Here is a 16,596-nt window from a genome sequence, read left to right on the forward strand (position 1 = left end):
GCCAGCCCCTACACAGCTCGCACACATATTTAGCTCGTAAACAGAGCTAATATGGATGCGATGACGTCCCGCACCGAGTTGGTCCCCGAGGTATTCGGGGTCGTCGGCCGGTTCCGCCGGCAACTGCGCCGGTCGGCCGGTCGCGGATTGGAATCCGCGCGGCTCACCGAGTCGCAGTCGGAGTTGTTGTGGCTCGTCGGCCGGCGACCGGGGATCTCGGTCGGCGTCGCCGCGGCCGAACTCGGGCTGGTACCCAACACGGCTTCGACCCTGGTCTCCAAGCTGGTGGCCGGCGGCCTGCTCCTCCGCGCGGTGGACGAGGCCGACCGGCGCGCCTGCCAGCTGCGGCTCGCCGAGCCCACCCAGCAGGTCGTCGACGCGTCGCGGGCTGCTCGGCGAGCGCTGCTGTCCGAGGTGCTGGACGAACTCGACGGCGATCAAATCGAGTCCCTGGCAAAGGGATTGGAGGTCCTGGACACGATGACCCGACGATTACAGGAGCGGCGCGCATGAGCGAACGACGGCCGCCGGCCATCGATTGCCGCAACCTGACCCATCGCTACGGCCAGTTCACCGCCGTCGACGACGTGACATTGCGGGTGCGGCCCGGCGAGACCTTGGGCCTGCTCGGCCCCAACGGCGCCGGCAAGACGACGCTGGTCCGGATGCTCACCACCCTCACCCCGGTGCAGCACGGCGAGCTGCGCATCTTCGACATGGATGCCCGCGCGCAGACCGCCGACATTCGGAGCAATATCGGCTATGTCCCCCAACAGCTTTCGATCGAGCCCGCGCTGACCGGCAGGCAGAACGTGCAATGGTTCGCCCGGCTGTACGGTGTGCCGCGCGGCTGCCGGGCCGAACGCGTGGAACAGGCGCTGACCGCCATGGGGCTTCTCGATGTGGCCGACCGGCGGGCGGGCGCGTACTCCGGCGGGATGGTGCGCCGCCTCGAGGTGGCCCAGGCGCTCGTCAACCGCCCCTCGCTGCTGGTACTCGACGAGCCGACCGTCGGGCTGGACCCGATCGCCCGCGACGGCGTGTGGCAGCAGGTGCGCGGCATGCAGGCCCAATTCGGCATGACCGTGCTGCTCACCACGCACTACATGGAGGAGGCCGACGCCCTGTGCGACCGGGTCGCGCTGCTGCACCGCGGCCGGCTACGCGCCGTGGGCACTCCCGGAGAGCTGAAGGCCCGGATATCCGCGGCATCGCCTAACGCCACCCTGGAAGACGTGTTCCGCCACTACGCCGCGTCGCACCTGTCCGGCGAGACCGAAGCTTCGGGTACCTTCCACGAAATCCGTTCCAGCAGAAGGATTGCCAGCCGTGTCAGCTGAGAGCGTAGCCACAGCCACCCTGATCCGGGCGCCGCGCGGATGGCAACGCGTTCCGGCGACGCTGGCCCGTGTCGGGGCGTTCGCGATCGTCGAACTGCAGAAGCTGCAACACGACCGGACCGAGTTCGTCACCCGGATGGTGCAGCCGGCGTTGTGGCTGCTGATCTTCGGCACGACGTTCAGCAAGCTGCACGTCATCGACACCGGCCCGGTGTCCTATCTCGCGTTCCTCGCCCCCGGGATCATCGCCCAATCGGCGCTGTTCATCTCGATCTTCTATGGGATACAGATCATCTGGGATCGCGACGCCGGCGTGCTGGCCAAGCTCATGGTGACGCCCGCCCCCGCGTCGGCGCTGATCACCGGCAAGGCCTTCGCGGCCGGGGTGCGCTCGGTCGCCCAGGTCGTCGGGGTGATGGTGCTGGCGTACCTGATGAACGTCGGACTGACGGCCAATCCGCTGCGGATCCTGGCGGCGATGGCCACGGTCATGCTCGGCGCGGCGTTTTTCGCCTGCCTGTCGATGACGCTGGCCGGGCTGGTTCTTTCCCGCGATCGGCTGATGGGCATCGGCCAGGCCATCACCATGCCGTTGTTCTTCGCCTCCAATGCGCTGTACCCGGTCGACGTGATGCCCGGGTGGCTGCGCGCGCTGAGCAAGGTCAACCCGCTGAGTTACGAGGTGGACGCGCTGCGGGCGCTGCTGATCGGCACCCCGTTCAACCCCGTCGACCTCATCGTGCTGGCGGTCGCCGCGGTGGCCGGCATCGCCGCGGCGGCAACGCTGTTACGCCGCCTCGTCGCGTAGCGGGTCGCTCGTTACCCGAATGTGACGATCCCGCACCGTCTCTCAATCGTTAGCCAACCGCGATCTACCATCGCGGCCGCGACAAGCGAATTCGGGCCTCCCCCTGTGTTTCACTGCGCTGGCGAACAATTCGACCGCGTCGTGCGGCAGATGGGATGGGTAGAGAGCTATGTCGTTCTTCGAAGAGGTGCGAAAGTTGCGCGGTGCAGCAGCCGGCGCGCCGCGCCGGCTGGCTGTCGCGGCGGTGGGGGCCGCCCTGCTATCCGGTCTGATCGCCACCGTCGGCGGCTCGGCTACGGCGGGGGCGTTCTCCAAGCCGGGTCTTCCGGTGGAATACCTGCAGGTGCCGTCGCCGTCGATGGGCCGCAACATCAAAGTCCAATTCCAGGGCGGCGGGTCGCATGCGGTCTACCTGCTCGACGGCCTGCGCGCCCAGGACGACTACAACGGTTGGGACATCAACACCCCGGCCTTCGAGGAGTTCTACCAGTCCGGCCTGTCGGTGGTGATGCCGGTCGGCGGCCAGTCCAGCTTCTACAGCAACTGGTACCAGCCGTCGTCGGGCAACGGGCAGAACTACACCTACAAGTGGGAAACGTTCCTCACCCAGGAGATGCCCGCGTGGCTGCAGGCCAACAAGCAGGTGTCGCCGTACGCCAACGCCGCGGTGGGCCTGTCGATGTCGGGCGGCTCGGCGCTGACCCTCGCCGCGTACTATCCGCAGCAATTCCCCTACGCCGCATCGCTTTCGGGCTTCCTCAACCCGTCTGAGGGCTGGTGGCCGACGCTGATCGGGCTCGCGATGAACGACTCCGGCGGTTACAACGCCAACAGCATGTGGGGTCCGTCGTCCGACCCGGCGTGGAAGCGCAACGACCCGATGATCCAGATCCCGCGTCTGGTCGCCAACAACACCCGGGTGTGGGTCTACTGCGGCAACGGCACGCCCAGCGATCTCGGCGGCGACAACATGCCGGCGAAGTTCCTGGAGGGCCTGACGCTGCGCACCAACCAGGCCTTCCAGAACACCTACGTGGCCGCGGGCGGCCGCAACGGGACGTTCAACTTCCCGGCCAACGGGACACACTCGTGGCCCTACTGGAACCAGCAGCTGGTGGCGATGAAGCCGGACATCATCCAGACGATCAACGCCGTCAGCGCTCCGCCTCCGGCTCCGGCTCCCGCGCCGGCCAACGGGGCCTGAACTCATCCAAGCCGGCATCGGCAGCAGCGCACCGGTCAGCGCTGCTGCCGATGCTTCAATTCGGCGCGGCGGTCCTGGTGTAGGTACGTGTAGCCGGTCGTCAATGCACACGCGACCGAGGCGGCCGCGAGCATCTGATAGCCGGCGAGCACCAGGCTGACGAAGCCGCCGAGCGCCGCGCCCACGACGAAGCCGGCGAACAGCAGGAAGTAGCCGAGCCAGTCCGACGCTGTCCCGCCGGCGAGGTGGCGTTCGATGCCCTGACCCATCTTGACCAGCGTGCCGGTCACATAGCTGAGCGGGATCGACACCTCGCCATCCTTGACGAACGCCGTGTTCAACGCCCCAATGCCGAAGGCCACCAACAGGATTGGCGTGAACTCGAGCTGAGTCTCGACCCAGCCGCCCACGGCGACGTCGAGTGCGGTGGCGGCCATCAGGCTCACCGTGGTCAGCACGGTAGGCCCGTGCGGATGCGCGACCCAGAAGTGCCGGCGACACACCGACGCGATCACAACGCCGGCGACAAAGCACAGCAGCAGCAGCCCCGCCGTCACCGAGAGCAGCACGTCGCCACGGAAGACACCCAGCACGCCCCGCTGCGCGTTCCCGGTCATGAATGTCACGAAGTATCCGGCCGAGTGGGTGAATGCCGTCGCGCCGAGCACACCGGCCAGCCCGGCCAACAGCCACGACAACCGCGCCTCGCTGTTGAAGATCTCCCTGCGCACGCCGGACATGCTGTCAGACGCCGACCGCTCCGCGCAGCGCGTTGATCCAAGCGCCGCTCTACACGGCGACCAGCCGGGCGATCGACCGCAGCGGGATCGGCAGCCAGCCGGGCCGGTGCCGCGCCTCGTAGCCGGCTTCGTAGACCGCCTTGTCGAGTTCGTAGGCGGCCAGCAGCTGCGCCGAATCCCGCGGGTCGATCCCGGACATGGCCGCATACCCGTCGCAGAACGCGGCGCAATTGCGCAGCACCCACTCCCGGGCGCGCGCGGCCAGCTGCTTGTCCGGGTTCTTCGACGCCTGGTCGACCAGTGGCCCGTAGGCGGCGTACTCGAAGGAGCGCAGCACACCGGCGACGTCGCGCAACACCGAATCCGGCGCCCGCCGCTCGTCGAGCGGCTGGCCCGGCTCACCCTCGAAGTCGATCAGCAACCAGCTCTCCGGCGTGCGCAGCACCTGTCCCAGGTGCAGGTCGCCGTGCACCCGCTGCACGGTGATCGTCTCGCCGGACAATTTCTGGAAGCGCTCTTCGATGGTGGCCGCGTACTCCTCGAGCTCGGGGACCTTCGCGACCGTCGACGCCAGGCGTGCCAGCACGGTGTCCACCGGGAAGGGGGCCTCCGCCGTCCCCAGCCGCTCGGCCAGCGTGGCGTGCACGGAGGCGACGGCCTCGCCCAGCCGGTTGGACTCGGCGGCGAAGTCGCCGCCGACCTCGTGGGCATACAGGTCGCCCTCCGCGAACAGGTCGCGGACGCTGGCGGTGGCCATGGCCCAGCCCTCGGCGGCGTTCGCCGCGAACTCGGTCACCATGCCCAGGGGCCACGCCTCGTCGGCGGGGTCGCCGGGACGGGCCATCTCATAGGTGCCGAGCAGCCTGGCCACGTGCGGGTTGGCCGCGCGGGCGAGCACCCGGTTCAGCTCGATGTCCGGGTTGATGCCGCCACTGACCCGGCGAAACAGCTTGAAGATGGCGCTGCGATCGAAGATCACGCTGGTGTTGCTCTGCTCGGCGTCGGAGACGTAGGGCATCGCCTCCAGCGGCAGATCGGCGCCCGGTTCCTTGGTGAACGTGACGTCGGCCCCGGCCGCCGCGCGGGCAGCCGACGAGTCGAGCAGGGACAGCAGATAGCGCGGGGCCTCGACGTCGTAGAGGGCGTCGAAGCCCGTCCGATCGTCGGCGGACCCGATCGTGGCTACGGCGCTGTACTCCGAGAGCGGCGCGGTGTTCCATCCCACGATCACCTGGTAGCACTCCGCGGAGCCGTCGGCGTAGTCGACGTCGACCAGCACCAGGTCGAGGTCGTCGCCCAGGGGGACGACGACGCCGGCCTCCGCGGAGGTCAGCTCGCGGTTGCGCCCGGCGTACCAGCGTTGCTGGGGCAGCCACTCGGACCAGGGCAGCTGGGTCATCAGTTCTCCTCGGATGCGGGGGACAACTGGAACCAGTAGAACCCGTGTCCCGGCAATGTCAGCAGGTAGGGCAGGTGACCGATGCGGGGAAACTGCACGTGCCCGGTCAGCTCGACCGGCGTCCGGCCGCTCCAGTGCTGCAGGTTCAGTTCGATCGGCTGGGGGAAGCGCGACAGGTTGTTGACGCACAGCACGGTATCTCCACTGTCGGCGCCGTCGGGCACCTGGCGCACGAACGCCAGCACCGACGGGTTCGACCCGCCGAGTTCCTCGAACGATCCGATGGCAAAGGCCTCGTGTCGCCCGCGCACCGCCAGCATCATGCGGGTGAAGTTGAGCAGCGACGTCGAGGTGTCGCGCTGGGCCTCCACGTTGACGGCCTGGTAGCCGTACACCGGGTCCTGACTGGGCGGCAGGTACAGCCGGCCGGGGTTGGCCTTGGAGAAGCCGGCGTTGCGGTCCGGGGTCCACTGCATCGGGGTGCGCACCCCGTCGCGGTCCCCCAGCCAGATCACGTCGCCCATGCCGATCTCGTCACCGTAGTAGAGGACCGGCGAGCCGGGCAGCGACAGCAGCAGAGCGGTGAACAGCTCGATCTGGTTGCGGTCGTTGTCCAGCAGCGGCGCCAGGCGCCGGCGGATGCCCACGTTGGCCTTCATCCGCGGATCCTTGGCGTACTCGGCGTACATGTAGTCGCGTTCCTCGTCGGTGACCATCTCCAGCGTCAACTCGTCGTGGTTGCGCAGGAAGATCCCCCACTGCGCCATGTCCGGGATCTCGGGCGTCTGCGCCAGGATTTCCGAGATGGGGATCCGCGACTCGCGACGAACGGCCATGAAGATGCGCGGCATCAGCGGGAAGTGGAACGCCATGTGGCATTCGTCGCCGCCGGTGCTGGCGTCCCCGAAGTACTCGACCACGTCGCCCGGCCACTGGTTGGCCTCGGCCAGCAGCACCCGCCCGGGAAACTCGTCGTCGACGACCTTGCGGACGCGCCTCAGGAACGCGTGCGTCTCGGGCAGGTTCTCGCAGTTGGTGCCCTCGCGCTCGAACAGGTACGGCACCGCGTCCAGGCGAAACCCGTCGATGCCCAGCCCGAGCCAGAACCGGATGACGTCGATCATCGCCTCCTGGACGCCCGGGTGGTCGTAGTTCAGGTCGGGCTGATGGGAGAAGAACCGGTGCCAGTAGAACTGGCGGCGCACCGGGTCGAAGGTCCAGTTCGACTCCTCGGTGTCGACGAAGATGATGCGCGCGTCGGTGTATTTCTCGCTGGTGTCGCTCCACACGTAGTACTCGCCGTAGGGCCCGTCGGGGTCGTGGCGCGACTCCTGAAACCACGGGTGTGACTCCGAGGTGTGGTTCATCACCAGGTCGGTGATCACCCGGATCCCGCGCTCGTGCGCGGCGTCGAGCAGGGCGACGAAGTCCTCGACGGTCCCGAACTCCGGCAGCACCTTGTAGAAATCCCGGATGTCGTAGCCGCCGTCGCGCAGCGGCGAGTCGTAGAAGGGCGGCAGCCAGATGCAGTCGATTCCGAGCCACTGCAGGTAGTCCAGCCGGTCCAGCAGGCCCCGCAGGTCGCCCTGCCCGTCGGCGTTCGCGTCGCTGAACGCCCGCACCAGCACCTCGTAGAAAACGGCGTGCTTGAACCACGTGGGGTCGGCGGGCAGCGCGGCGGCGTTTTCGAAATCCTCGGCGTCCGGGTGCTCGACGACCCCGTCTTCGACGTGGCTTCCCGCGGCTGGATCGTGCTCGACAGCGTCTTTTGCGTCGTCGTTCATCAATTCCACGATGCCACGGGTACCCGACGTGCGACGCCGGGAATCACCCGCCCCGCCCGGTCGCCAACCACGCTGGGCCGCAACCGAATCCGGCGGGGCGGGTCACGATCCGGCGAATTATCAGGCCGGGGGACCGTCCGCCAGCGTCACCGTCGCGGTGCGGTCGCCGCCCGCGTTGGCGCGATAGTGCAGGGTGATGGTGTCCCCGGGGTGATGCGGAACCAGCACGTCGGTCAGCGCGGTGGCCCCGTTGATCGGGACGTTGTCGACGCCGGTGATGACGTCGCCCGCGGAGATGCCGGCGCCCGCGGCGGGGCCGCTGCCGACCACGCGTTCGACCCGCGCGCCGTTGCCGTTGGTGTCCGACACGCCCAGGCCGAGGAAGGCCGTCGGGCCGATGTGCACGGTGTTGGAACCGGCGCCGGACCGGATCTGGCCGGCCACGCCCATCGCGTTGCCGATCGGGATCGCGAAGCCCTGCCCGCCGGACAGCTTGTAGTTGTCGGAGGCGGCCGTGTTCACGCCGACCACCTGCCCGCCGCCGTTGACCAGCGGCCCGCCCGAGTCGCCGGGCCGGATCGCGGTGTCGGCCTGGATCAGCCCGCCCAGGGTCTCCTCGGCGCCGGTCAGGGTGTCGGTCGCCGAGACGGTCTGGTTGAGGGCGACGACCTTGCCCGCGACCGCGGACGGCGTCCCGCCCTGGCCGCCGGCGTTGCCGAGCGCGACGACCGGCTCGCCGACCGACACCCCGCCGCCGATATTGGCCGTCGGGAGCCCGGCGGCGCCACGCAGCTGCAGGACCGCGACGTCCGCGGTGCGGTCGTAGCCGACGACGTCGACGCCGTAGGTCTGGCCGTTGGCGACGGCGAACGCGCTGATGTCCGTGGCGCCCGAGATCACGTGGTTGTTGGTCAGCACCACGCCGTTCGGATCGATCACGATGCCGGTTCCGGCTCCGACGGCGTTGTTGTAGCCGAATTTGGTGTTGATGTTGACCACCTGCGGCCCGACCTGCCCGACGATCGCCGACGGATCCAGCGGCACGGCGGGCCTGGCGTGAGCCGGGGCGACCGACAAGCCCGGGGCCAGCCCCAGGCCCAGCCCCACCACGGCCAGCACGCTGACCGACCATGACCACCAGATTGAGCGGTGGTGCGATTTGCTCATCCCGTCACCTCCTGCATCCCGATAAGAATCAGAATTCGCCCAGCCTCCTGGTCTGGGCGACACGACTTCGTCTGTATAACCGTAATGCAGGTTGCTATTCATAAGCTGACCAGCGTGGGCGGATTCGACCTGAAAGCACGGTTTTCACAGTCCCCGGTCGCCCGGCTGGCCACGGCCACGCCGGGCGGCACGCCGCACCTGGTGCCGGTGGTCTTCGCCGTCGGCACCGAACCGCACGGCGAGCACGAGGCGATCTACACCGCGGTGGATGCGAAACCCAAGACGACGCGGCGGCTGCGGCGCCTGGCCGACATCGAGAGCAACCCGCAGGTCAGTCTGCTCGTCGATCACTACGCCGACGACTGGACACGGTTGTGGTGGGTCCGGGCCGACGGAGTCGCCGCCATCCACGCCGGCGGCGCGGCATTCGACACCGGGCTCCGGTTGCTGCGCGCCAAATATCCCCAGTACCAATCCGTTTCCTTGACCGGCCCGGTCATCGCGATCACCGTGCACCGGTGGTCGGCCTGGCACGCCTGACCGCACCCTTGTGCTGCGCCGCGGTTGGGGGAAAAGTTGCCTTGAAGGGTCGTTGCCGGTCGGGATGGTCGAGAACACGGCGTTGGAGAGGCAAGTCATGGCGGACAAGGCGAACACTTCGGCGGGCACGGGGGCCGCTCCCACCGCGAACGGTCCGGGCGATGTTCGCAACGTGGCTCTGGTGGGGCCCTCCGGCGGTGGCAAGACCACCCTAATCGAGGCGCTGCTGGTCGCCGCCGGTGTGCTGACGCGCCCGGGCTCGGTCACCGAGGGCAGCACGGTCTGCGACTACGACGACGCGGAGATCCGCCAGCAGCGCTCCGTCGGCGTCGCCGTGGCGTCCCTGTCGCACGGCGGCATCAAGATCAACCTGGTGGACACCCCCGGCTACGCCGACTTTGTGGGCGAGCTGCGGGCCGGGCTGCGCGCCGCGGATTGCGCGCTGTTCGTGATCGCGGCGAACGAGGGCTGCGGCGGTATTGACGAACCGACCAAGTCGCTGTGGCAGGAGTGCAGCCAGGTCGGCATGCCCCGTGCCGTGGTGATCACCAAGCTCGACCACGCCCGGGCGAACTACCAGGAGGCCCTGGCCGCCGCCCAGGCTGCGTTCGGCGACAAGGTGCTACCGCTGTACTTGCCGACCTCCCATAACAATTGCGACGGCCTGATCGGCCTGCTGTCACAGAAGCGCTACACCTACAGCGACGGCAAGCGGACCGTCCAGGAGCCGGACCCCGCGGACGCCGACCGCATCGAGGAGGCGCGCGGGGCTTTGATCGAGGGCATTATCGAGGAGTCCGAGGACGAGTCCCTGATGGACCGCTACCTCGGCGGGGAGGCGATCGACGAGTCGGCGCTCATCGAGGACCTGGAGCGCGCCGTCGCCCGGGCTTCGTTCTTCCCGGTGATCCCGGTGTGTGCCACGACCGGCGTCGGCACCCTGGAATTGCTCGAAGTCGCCACCCGCGGATTCCCGTCCCCGATGGAACACCCGCTGCCGGAGGTGTTCACGCCGAACGGCGCCACGCACGCGACGCTGGCGTGCGACGTCGGAGCCCCGCTGCTCGCGGAGGTGGTGAAGACGACGTCGGATCCCTACGTCGGCAGGGTCAGCCTGGTCCGGGTGTTCTCCGGGACGATCAGGCCCGACACGACGGTTCATGTGTCGGGCCATTTTGCGTCGTTTTTCGGCGATCCCGAAGGGACTCAAGGCAATAGCCACGCGCACGCCGACCACGACGAGGACGAACGCATCGGGGTCCTGTCATTCCCGCTCGGCAAGCAGCAGCGCCCCGCGGCCGCGGTGGTGGCCGGCGACATCTGCGCGATCGGCAAGCTCAGCCGCGCCGAGACCGGCGACACGCTTTCGGACAAGGCCGAGCCGCTGGTGCTCAGGCCGTGGACGATGCCCGAACCGCTGCTGCCGGTGGCCATCCAGGCACACGCCAAGACCGACGAGGACAAACTGTCGGTCGGACTGGGGCGGCTGGCCGCCGAGGATCCGACGCTGCGCATCGAGCAGAACCAGGAGACGCACCAGATCGTGCTGTGGTGCATGGGCGAGGCGCATGTCGGCGTCGTCCTGGACGCGCTGGCCAACCGGTACGGTGTCACGGTGGACACGGTGGAGCTGCGCGTCCCGCTGCGAGAAACCTTCGGCGGCAAGGCGAAAGGACACGGCCGCCACATCAAGCAGTCGGGCGGGCACGGCCAGTACGCCGTGTGCGACATCGAGGTGGAGCCGCTGCCGGAAGGCTCGGGATTCGAGTTCGTCGACAAGGTGGTCGGCGGCGCGGTGCCGCGGAACTTCATCCCCAGCGTGGAGAAGGGCGTGCGCGCGCAGATGGAGAAGGGCGTGCACACCGGCTACCCGGTCGTCGACATCCGCGTCACGCTGTTCGACGGCAAGGCGCACAGCGTCGACTCGTCGGACTTCGCGTTCCAGGCCGCGGGCGCGCTGGCCTTGCGGGAAGCGGCCGCGGCGACGCACGTGACGCTGCTCGAGCCGATCGACGAGATCTCGGTGCTGGTGCCCGACGATTTCGTCGGCACGGTGATGGGCGATTTGTCGGGGCGCCGCGGGCGGGTGCTCGGGACCAACACGGTCGGTCAAGACCGCACCGTGGTCAAGGCTGAGGTGCCGCAGGTCGAGCTGACGCGGTACGCGATCGACCTGCGTTCGCTGTCGCACGGGGCGGCGTCGTTCACCCGCTCCTTCGCCCGCTACGACCCCATGCCCGAGTCTGCGGCCGCCAGGGTGAAATCCACGGCGTGACAACATATTTGCGCATGTCGACGTTCCACGGGCTGCCCGCGCACATCCTGCTCAACCACTTCGTCGTCGCCCTGGCCCCGCTCACGGCGATCCTGGCGATCGTGTGTGTGTTGTGGCCCGCGGCGCGGCGACGGCTGGTCTGGCTGGTGCTGGTGCTGGCCGTGGGCACCCTCGTGCTGGTCCCCCTGACCACCAGCTCGGGCGCGTGGTTGGCGGACCGGATCGGTCCCGCGTCACCGGTCCTGACGACACACGAGCAACTCGGCGAGACCCTCGTCTACATCGTGGCGGCGCTGGCGGGCACCGTGGCGTTGCTGACCGCCGTGCACCTGCGCCAGGCACGCGGCCGGTCGGTGAAATTCGTTGTGCACGCGGTGGTCGGCGCGCTGGTGATGGTCGCCGCCGCGGCCACTTTGGTGCAGACCTACCGCATCGGTGATTCGGGCGCGCGCGCCGCGTGGGGGAGCGTCACCGCTCGGACTTTCAACGGCCGTCACACCCCGCCGAACCGGTTGGCCACGGCGCGGCGGTCCAGCGAGCCCTTCGCGGTGTGCGGCAACTCGTCGGCTTCCCGGACGGTGGCGGGCACCTCGTAGGCGGCAAGCCGCTCGCGGCAGAACGCCGACAGCTCGTCGGGCGTCGGCGCCGGCGACTCCCGGGGCACGATCACCGCCGCCACCGTCTCCCCGTACATCTCGTCGGGCAGGCCGAACACGGCCACCTCCACCACGTTGGGGTGGTTGGCCAGCACGCCCTCGACGCGCTCGGGCGAAATCTTTTCCCCGCCACGGTTTATCAGTTCCTTGATCCGGCCGCGGATGCTCAGGTCACCGGCCGGCGACAGCGATCCCAGGTCCCCGGTGCGCAGCCAGCCGTCGGTGAAGTTGGCGGCTGTGATGGCCGAGTCGCCGAGGTAGCCGCGCACCACGGTCGGACCGCGTAGCCAGACCTCCCCGACGGCCTCCGCGGGCATGGGCTGACCGTCGGGCGCGGCGATGCGGATTTCCGGTCCGGTCGATCGGCCCACCAGACCGGTTGTGGCGGCGGGGTTCTCGGCCGCGTCGATGCCCGTCGTGGCCACCTGGTGGGTGGCCTCCGTCATGCCGAAGGCGCACACCACCGGCGCCGAAAACGTCTCGTTCAGCGCCCGGGCCGCCTCCGGGGTCAGCGGCGCGCTGCAGCTGCGGATGAAGCGCAGCGCGGCGCGCTCGGTCCGCGGCCGCTCGGTCCTGGTGCGCTCCAACAGGATCTGGTGCATCGTCGGGACCGCGGTGTACCAGCTGGCCCGCACGGCCTCGACGTCGTCCCAGAACGTGTGCGCGGAGAAGCGGCCCCGCGGCGGCAGCAGCACCGCGCCCCCGGACGCCAGGGTCGACAGCAGCGCGGCGACCAGCCCGTGGCCGTGGTAGAGCGGCATCACCGCGACCGTCGCGTCCCGCGGGCCCAGCCCGTAGCCGGCGACGATCGCGCGCACCGACGCGGCGATGTTGTGGTGGGTCCAGGGGACCATCTTCGGCATGCCGGTGGTCCCGCCGGTGAACATGATCATCGCGTCGTCGTCGCGCAGCCCGGCGGGCGTGGACACGGCGCGCTCCGGCGGCGTGGCCGCGTCGAGGCGCACCTCACTGGCGCCCCGCTCCGCGGCCGGCGTCACCGTGATCGGCCAGGTGCCCGGCCCGGCGCCGTCGACGAGCGTCGCCCGCGCCCCCACCGTCTCGCGCCGGGTGCGCTGCTCGGCCGCGGGCAGGGCCGGGTCCAGCGGGACCACGATCAGCCCCGCCCGCGACGCGCCCAGCAGGGCGACCACGAATTCGGCGTTGCTGGCCGCCCGCAGCGCGACCCGATCGCCCGGCTCCAGGCCCGCCTCCCGCAGCTGCCCGGCCAGGTCGTCGACCAACCCGATCAGGTCGCGGTAGCTGAGCGGGATGCGGTCGGCGGTGGCGACGAGCGCCGGCGCGTCCGGCCGGATTCCCGCCGCCGTCGAGACCAGGTCCGCGATGGCCGGGCCTGAAGTTTCGTCGCTGGTTCCCATAGCCACCCTTCTTACCGTGCGCGCGTTACCGTCGAGGCACTAACTACCCGAGGACCACTTCGAGGAGTTGCCCCCATGACCACACGTGTGACCGACGGCTTCCACCTCGTCGTGGACGCCCTCAAGGCCAACGACGTCGACACCATCTACGGTCTCGTGGGCATCCCGATCACCGACCTGGCGCGCACCGCGCAGGCGTCGGGTATCCGCTTCATCGGGTTTCGTCAGGAGGCCTCCGCGGGCAACGCGGCCGCCGCCGCCGGATTCCTCACCCGGCGTCCGGGTGTGTGCCTGACGACGTCCGGGCCCGGCTTCCTCAACGGACTGCCCGCACTGGCCAACGCGACCGCCAACTGTTTCCCGATGATCCAGATCTCGGGTTCGAGCGACCGGGCGATGGTGGATCTGCAGCGCGGTGACTATCAGGATCTCGACCAGCTCGGCGCCGCAAAGCCTTTCGTGAAGGCGGCGTACCGGATCGGCCGGGTCGAGGACATCGGGCTGGGCGTGGCCCGCGCGATTCGCACCGCGGTCTCCGGGCGCCCGGGCGGGGTGTACCTCGACATCCCCGGCGAGGTCCTGGGCCAGACGCTGGACGCCGCGGCCGCGTCTCACACCGTGTGGCGCGTGGTCGATCCCGCCCCGCGGCAGCTGCCGGCACCGGACGCGGTCGAGCGGGCACTGGCCGTGCTGGGGCGGGCCCGGCGACCACTGATCGTGCTCGGCAAGGGAGCCGCGTACGCGCAGGCCGACGACGCGATCCGGAAGTTCGTGGAGGACACCGGGATGCCGTTCCTGCCGATGTCGATGGCCAAGGGGCTGCTGCCGGATTCCCACCCGCAGTCGGTCGCGGCCGCGCGCTCGCTGGCCATCGCCCGCGCCGACGTGGTGCTGTTGATCGGGGCGCGGCTGAATTGGCTTCTCGGCCACGGGGAATCGCCGCAGTGGTCCGCCGACGCCCAGTTCGTGCAGGTCGACATCGCGGCGTCCGAACTCGACAGCAACCAACCGATCGCCGCGCCACTGGTCGGTGACATCGGCTCGGTGACATCGGCGCTGGGCGAGGCCCTGGCCGCGCATCCCGTCTCCGTGCCCACGGAATGGACCACGGAACTGGCCGATCGCCGGGCCCGCAACGACGCCAAGATGCGCGAGCGCCTCGCCGAAGACCCGCACCCGATGCGGTTTTACAACGCGCTGGGCGCCATTGGGACTGTGCTGCAGGACAACCCGGGGACATACGTGGTCAACGAGGGGGCCAACGCGCTGGACCTGGCCCGCAACGTCCTGGATATGCAGTTGCCGCGGCACCGGCTCGACACCGGCACCTGGGGCGTGATGGGCATCGGCATGGGATACGCCATCGCCGCCGCCGTCGAGACCGGCGATCCCGTCGTCGCGATCGAGGGCGACAGCGCGTTCGGCTTTTCCGGCATGGAAGTCGAGACGATCTGCCGGTACCGGCTGCCGGTGACCGTCGTCATCCTCAACAACGGCGGGGTGTACCGAGGCGACGAGTCGCCGTCCGGTAACGATCCGGCGCCGACCGTGCTGAACGCGCGGGCGCGGCACGAGCTGATCGCGCAGGCGTTCGGCGGCAAGGGATATCACGTCACCACGCCGTCCGAGCTGCGCTCGGCGCTGGCCGAGGCGATCGCCTCCGGGGCACCGTCGGTGATCGACTGCGAACTGGACCCGGCGGCCGGCGTGGAAAGCGGACACCTGGCCGGCCGCAACCCGGCCAGCACCGCCACGCCCTAGCGGCTATCGGTCGGCCCAGCGAACCCGTCATTGTTTGCTGGGAAACGCAATGATCCGACAGCCAGTAGAATACCGTTGTGTCCGTTGAAGCATCCCGAAGGATGAACGCCATGCGCCGAGCGGTCCGTTATCTGTTCGTGATGGTAGCGATCGCGGGCATGGGCGCGTTGGGCAGCGGCGCGCGCGGCGTGGCGGCGGTGCCGCTGCCCGAACCGATGCCCAAAGTTGCCTCGGTTTCGCCCGCTAACGGCGCGGTGGTGGGCGTGGCGCACCCCGTCGTGGTCACGTTCACCGCCCCCGTCGCGGACCGGGGTGCCGCGGAACGCTCCATCCGGGTCACGTCGCCGGTCAGGATGCCTGGCCATTTCGAGTGGCTCGAGAGAAACGTCGTCCAGTGGGTTCCGAACCACTACTGGCCCGCCCACACCCACGTCTCGGTCGGGGTGCAGGCCCTGACGACGGGCTATGACACCGGCGACGCATTCCTCGGCGTCGCCAGCCTGTCCGGGCACACCTTCACGGTCAGCCGCAACGGGGAAATCCTGCGCACGATGCCGGCCTCGATGGGCAAGCCCAGCCGCCCGACCCCGATCGGCAACTTCACGGCGCTGGAGAAGGAGCGCACCGTGGTGATGGACTCGCGGACCATCGGCATCCCGCTGAGCTCACCCGAGGGCTACAAGATCACCGCCCAGTACGCGGTTCGGGTGACCTGGAGCGGTGTGTACGTTCACTCGGCGCCGTGGTCGGTCGATTCCCAGGGCCACGCCAACGTCAGCCACGGCTGCATCAACCTGAGCCCGGACAACGCGGCGTGGTATTTCAACCAGGTCAACGTCGGCGACCCCATCGAGGTCGTGGCCTGACCGTCTTCGTCTTTTAGGCCGGCGTGGGCGGGTGCTAGCTCGGCAGTCCGGCCTTGATCGCCGCGTCCTGCTTGCGACCGACTTCGATCGCGACGGCCGGATCGACGGGATGGTCCGGGGCGCTGTCGAATTCGATGTTCACGATCGCCTTGCCCTCGCTGAATAACAGCACCGTCACCGCGTGGGCGTTGCCCGGCGAACTCCCCGAAATCACAAAGCCGTTGGCGCCGACGCCGACCGGCTGCCACGTGCCGCTGACCCTGCCGACGTAATTCGTCTTGGTGTTCTCGATCCCCGCCGGGATGACGGTGGGATCGTTGACAATCAAGATGGTGATCCCGATGAGCCGGCTGTTGTCGGGGCCGGCGTACAGCTGTGCGACACCGGCCGCGTTGTTCGGATTCTGTACGGGCGGTTGGGGAGTGGTGAAATCTCCGCCGATGTCGTTGGGCTTGATCAGCAACGAGCTGTAATCGGTGGGCCGGCCCGGGGACGGGTTGGTCACCGAACCGCTGGATGCGGTGGCGGCGCTGGTAGTCGAAGACGTGGACGGCGGCGGCGACGCGGCCTCGTGGCGACCGCCGCACCCGGAAGCCGCGGCGCCGACGACCATGGTGGCGACCGCCCAGCCGGCGACGGCAATCCGAGCGAGCTCCATGGCGTTCCTTCCGCCTCGATCC

Annotated in this window: 15 protein-coding genes; 9 read left to right on the plus strand and 6 right to left on the minus strand. The window is 69.3% G+C overall.

Annotated features, from left to right (window positions below; all coding sequences use genetic code 11):
- The first annotated feature begins 60 nt into the window (after window positions 1-60).
- From AC5Y43_RS14765 to ag85C, 4 genes are all read left to right on the plus strand, one after another.
- Window positions 61-513 carry a MarR family winged helix-turn-helix transcriptional regulator gene (locus AC5Y43_RS14765; RefSeq protein ID WP_499973596.1) on the plus strand — a complete coding sequence of 151 codons (453 nt, stop codon included), beginning with the start codon at window positions 61-63 and terminating at the stop codon, window positions 511-513.
- Complete coding sequence (locus AC5Y43_RS14770; protein ID WP_499973597.1) at window positions 510-1,340, plus strand: ATP-binding cassette domain-containing protein; 831 nt, start codon at window positions 510-512, stop codon at window positions 1,338-1,340. The genes AC5Y43_RS14765 and AC5Y43_RS14770 overlap by 4 nt, the downstream gene beginning before the upstream one ends.
- Window positions 1,330-2,148, plus strand: a complete 819-nt coding sequence (locus AC5Y43_RS14775) for an ABC transporter permease (protein WP_499973599.1) — start codon at window positions 1,330-1,332, stop codon at window positions 2,146-2,148. The genes AC5Y43_RS14770 and AC5Y43_RS14775 overlap by 11 nt, the downstream gene beginning before the upstream one ends.
- A 169-nt stretch (window positions 2,149-2,317) precedes the next feature.
- Window positions 2,318-3,352, plus strand: coding sequence for a diacylglycerol acyltransferase/mycolyltransferase Ag85C (gene ag85C / locus AC5Y43_RS14780; protein WP_499973600.1), 1,035 nt, complete (start codon window positions 2,318-2,320; stop codon window positions 3,350-3,352).
- Between the two features lie 35 nt (window positions 3,353-3,387).
- On the opposite strand, the gene AC5Y43_RS14785 is transcribed toward ag85C, so the two are convergent.
- The 4 genes from AC5Y43_RS14785 to AC5Y43_RS14800 all read right to left on the minus strand — a co-directional run bounded on the left by AC5Y43_RS14785 (window position 3,388) and on the right by AC5Y43_RS14800 (window position 8,442).
- Entirely contained in the window at window positions 3,388-4,083 is a 696-nt protein-coding gene (locus AC5Y43_RS14785; RefSeq protein ID WP_499973602.1) for a YoaK family protein, read from the minus strand.
- Between the two features lie 58 nt (window positions 4,084-4,141).
- Window positions 4,142-5,491: a maltokinase N-terminal cap-like domain-containing protein gene (locus tag AC5Y43_RS14790; protein WP_499973604.1), complete on the minus strand. Its 1,350-nt coding sequence runs from the start codon at window positions 5,489-5,491 to the stop codon at window positions 4,142-4,144.
- Complete coding sequence (gene treS, locus AC5Y43_RS14795) at window positions 5,491-7,275, minus strand: maltose alpha-D-glucosyltransferase (protein ID WP_499973606.1); 1,785 nt, start codon at window positions 7,273-7,275, stop codon at window positions 5,491-5,493. The genes AC5Y43_RS14790 and treS overlap by 1 nt, the downstream gene beginning before the upstream one ends.
- Window positions 7,276-7,395: 120 nt before the next feature.
- A complete protein-coding gene (locus tag AC5Y43_RS14800; RefSeq protein ID WP_499973608.1) occupies window positions 7,396-8,442 on the minus strand; it encodes a S1C family serine protease in 1,047 nt (348 codons plus the stop codon).
- A gap of 114 nt (window positions 8,443-8,556) precedes the next feature.
- On the opposite strand from AC5Y43_RS14800, the gene AC5Y43_RS14805 reads away from it, so the two are divergent.
- The 3 genes from AC5Y43_RS14805 (at window position 8,557) to AC5Y43_RS14815 (ending at window position 11,853) form a co-directional block, all read left to right on the plus strand.
- A complete protein-coding gene (locus AC5Y43_RS14805; protein WP_499973609.1) occupies window positions 8,557-8,982 on the plus strand; it encodes a TIGR03668 family PPOX class F420-dependent oxidoreductase in 426 nt (141 codons plus the stop codon).
- A gap of 97 nt (window positions 8,983-9,079) precedes the next feature.
- A complete protein-coding gene (locus AC5Y43_RS14810; RefSeq protein WP_499973611.1) occupies window positions 9,080-11,257 on the plus strand; it encodes an elongation factor G-like protein EF-G2 in 2,178 nt (725 codons plus the stop codon).
- Window positions 11,254-11,853, plus strand: coding sequence for a DUF2231 domain-containing protein (locus AC5Y43_RS14815; protein WP_499973612.1), 600 nt, complete (start codon window positions 11,254-11,256; stop codon window positions 11,851-11,853). The genes AC5Y43_RS14810 and AC5Y43_RS14815 overlap by 4 nt, the downstream gene beginning before the upstream one ends.
- Here the strand turns inward: AC5Y43_RS14815 and AC5Y43_RS14820 are convergent.
- Entirely contained in the window at window positions 11,751-13,289 is a 1,539-nt protein-coding gene (locus AC5Y43_RS14820; protein ID WP_499973613.1) for a FadD7 family fatty acid--CoA ligase, read from the minus strand. The genes AC5Y43_RS14815 and AC5Y43_RS14820 overlap by 103 nt on opposite strands.
- Window positions 13,290-13,364: 75 nt before the next feature.
- Here AC5Y43_RS14820 and oxc point away from each other — a divergent pair, with 75 nt between their 5' ends.
- Both oxc and AC5Y43_RS14830 read left to right on the plus strand, forming a co-directional pair.
- The gene (oxc, locus tag AC5Y43_RS14825) at window positions 13,365-15,050 is read left to right on the plus strand and encodes an oxalyl-CoA decarboxylase (RefSeq protein WP_499973615.1); all 1,686 of its coding nucleotides are present in this window, start codon (window positions 13,365-13,367) and stop codon (window positions 15,048-15,050) included.
- Between the two features lie 110 nt (window positions 15,051-15,160).
- Window positions 15,161-15,916, plus strand: a complete 756-nt coding sequence (locus AC5Y43_RS14830; RefSeq protein WP_499973616.1) for a L,D-transpeptidase — start codon at window positions 15,161-15,163, stop codon at window positions 15,914-15,916.
- Between the two features lie 34 nt (window positions 15,917-15,950).
- Here the strand turns inward: AC5Y43_RS14830 and AC5Y43_RS14835 are convergent, their stop codons facing one another.
- Complete coding sequence (locus AC5Y43_RS14835; RefSeq protein ID WP_499973617.1) at window positions 15,951-16,574, minus strand: hypothetical protein; 624 nt, start codon at window positions 16,572-16,574, stop codon at window positions 15,951-15,953.
- Window positions 16,575-16,596: the final 22 nt, after the last annotated feature.

It is taken from the genome of Mycobacterium sp. NGS57 (assembly GCF_059812405.1).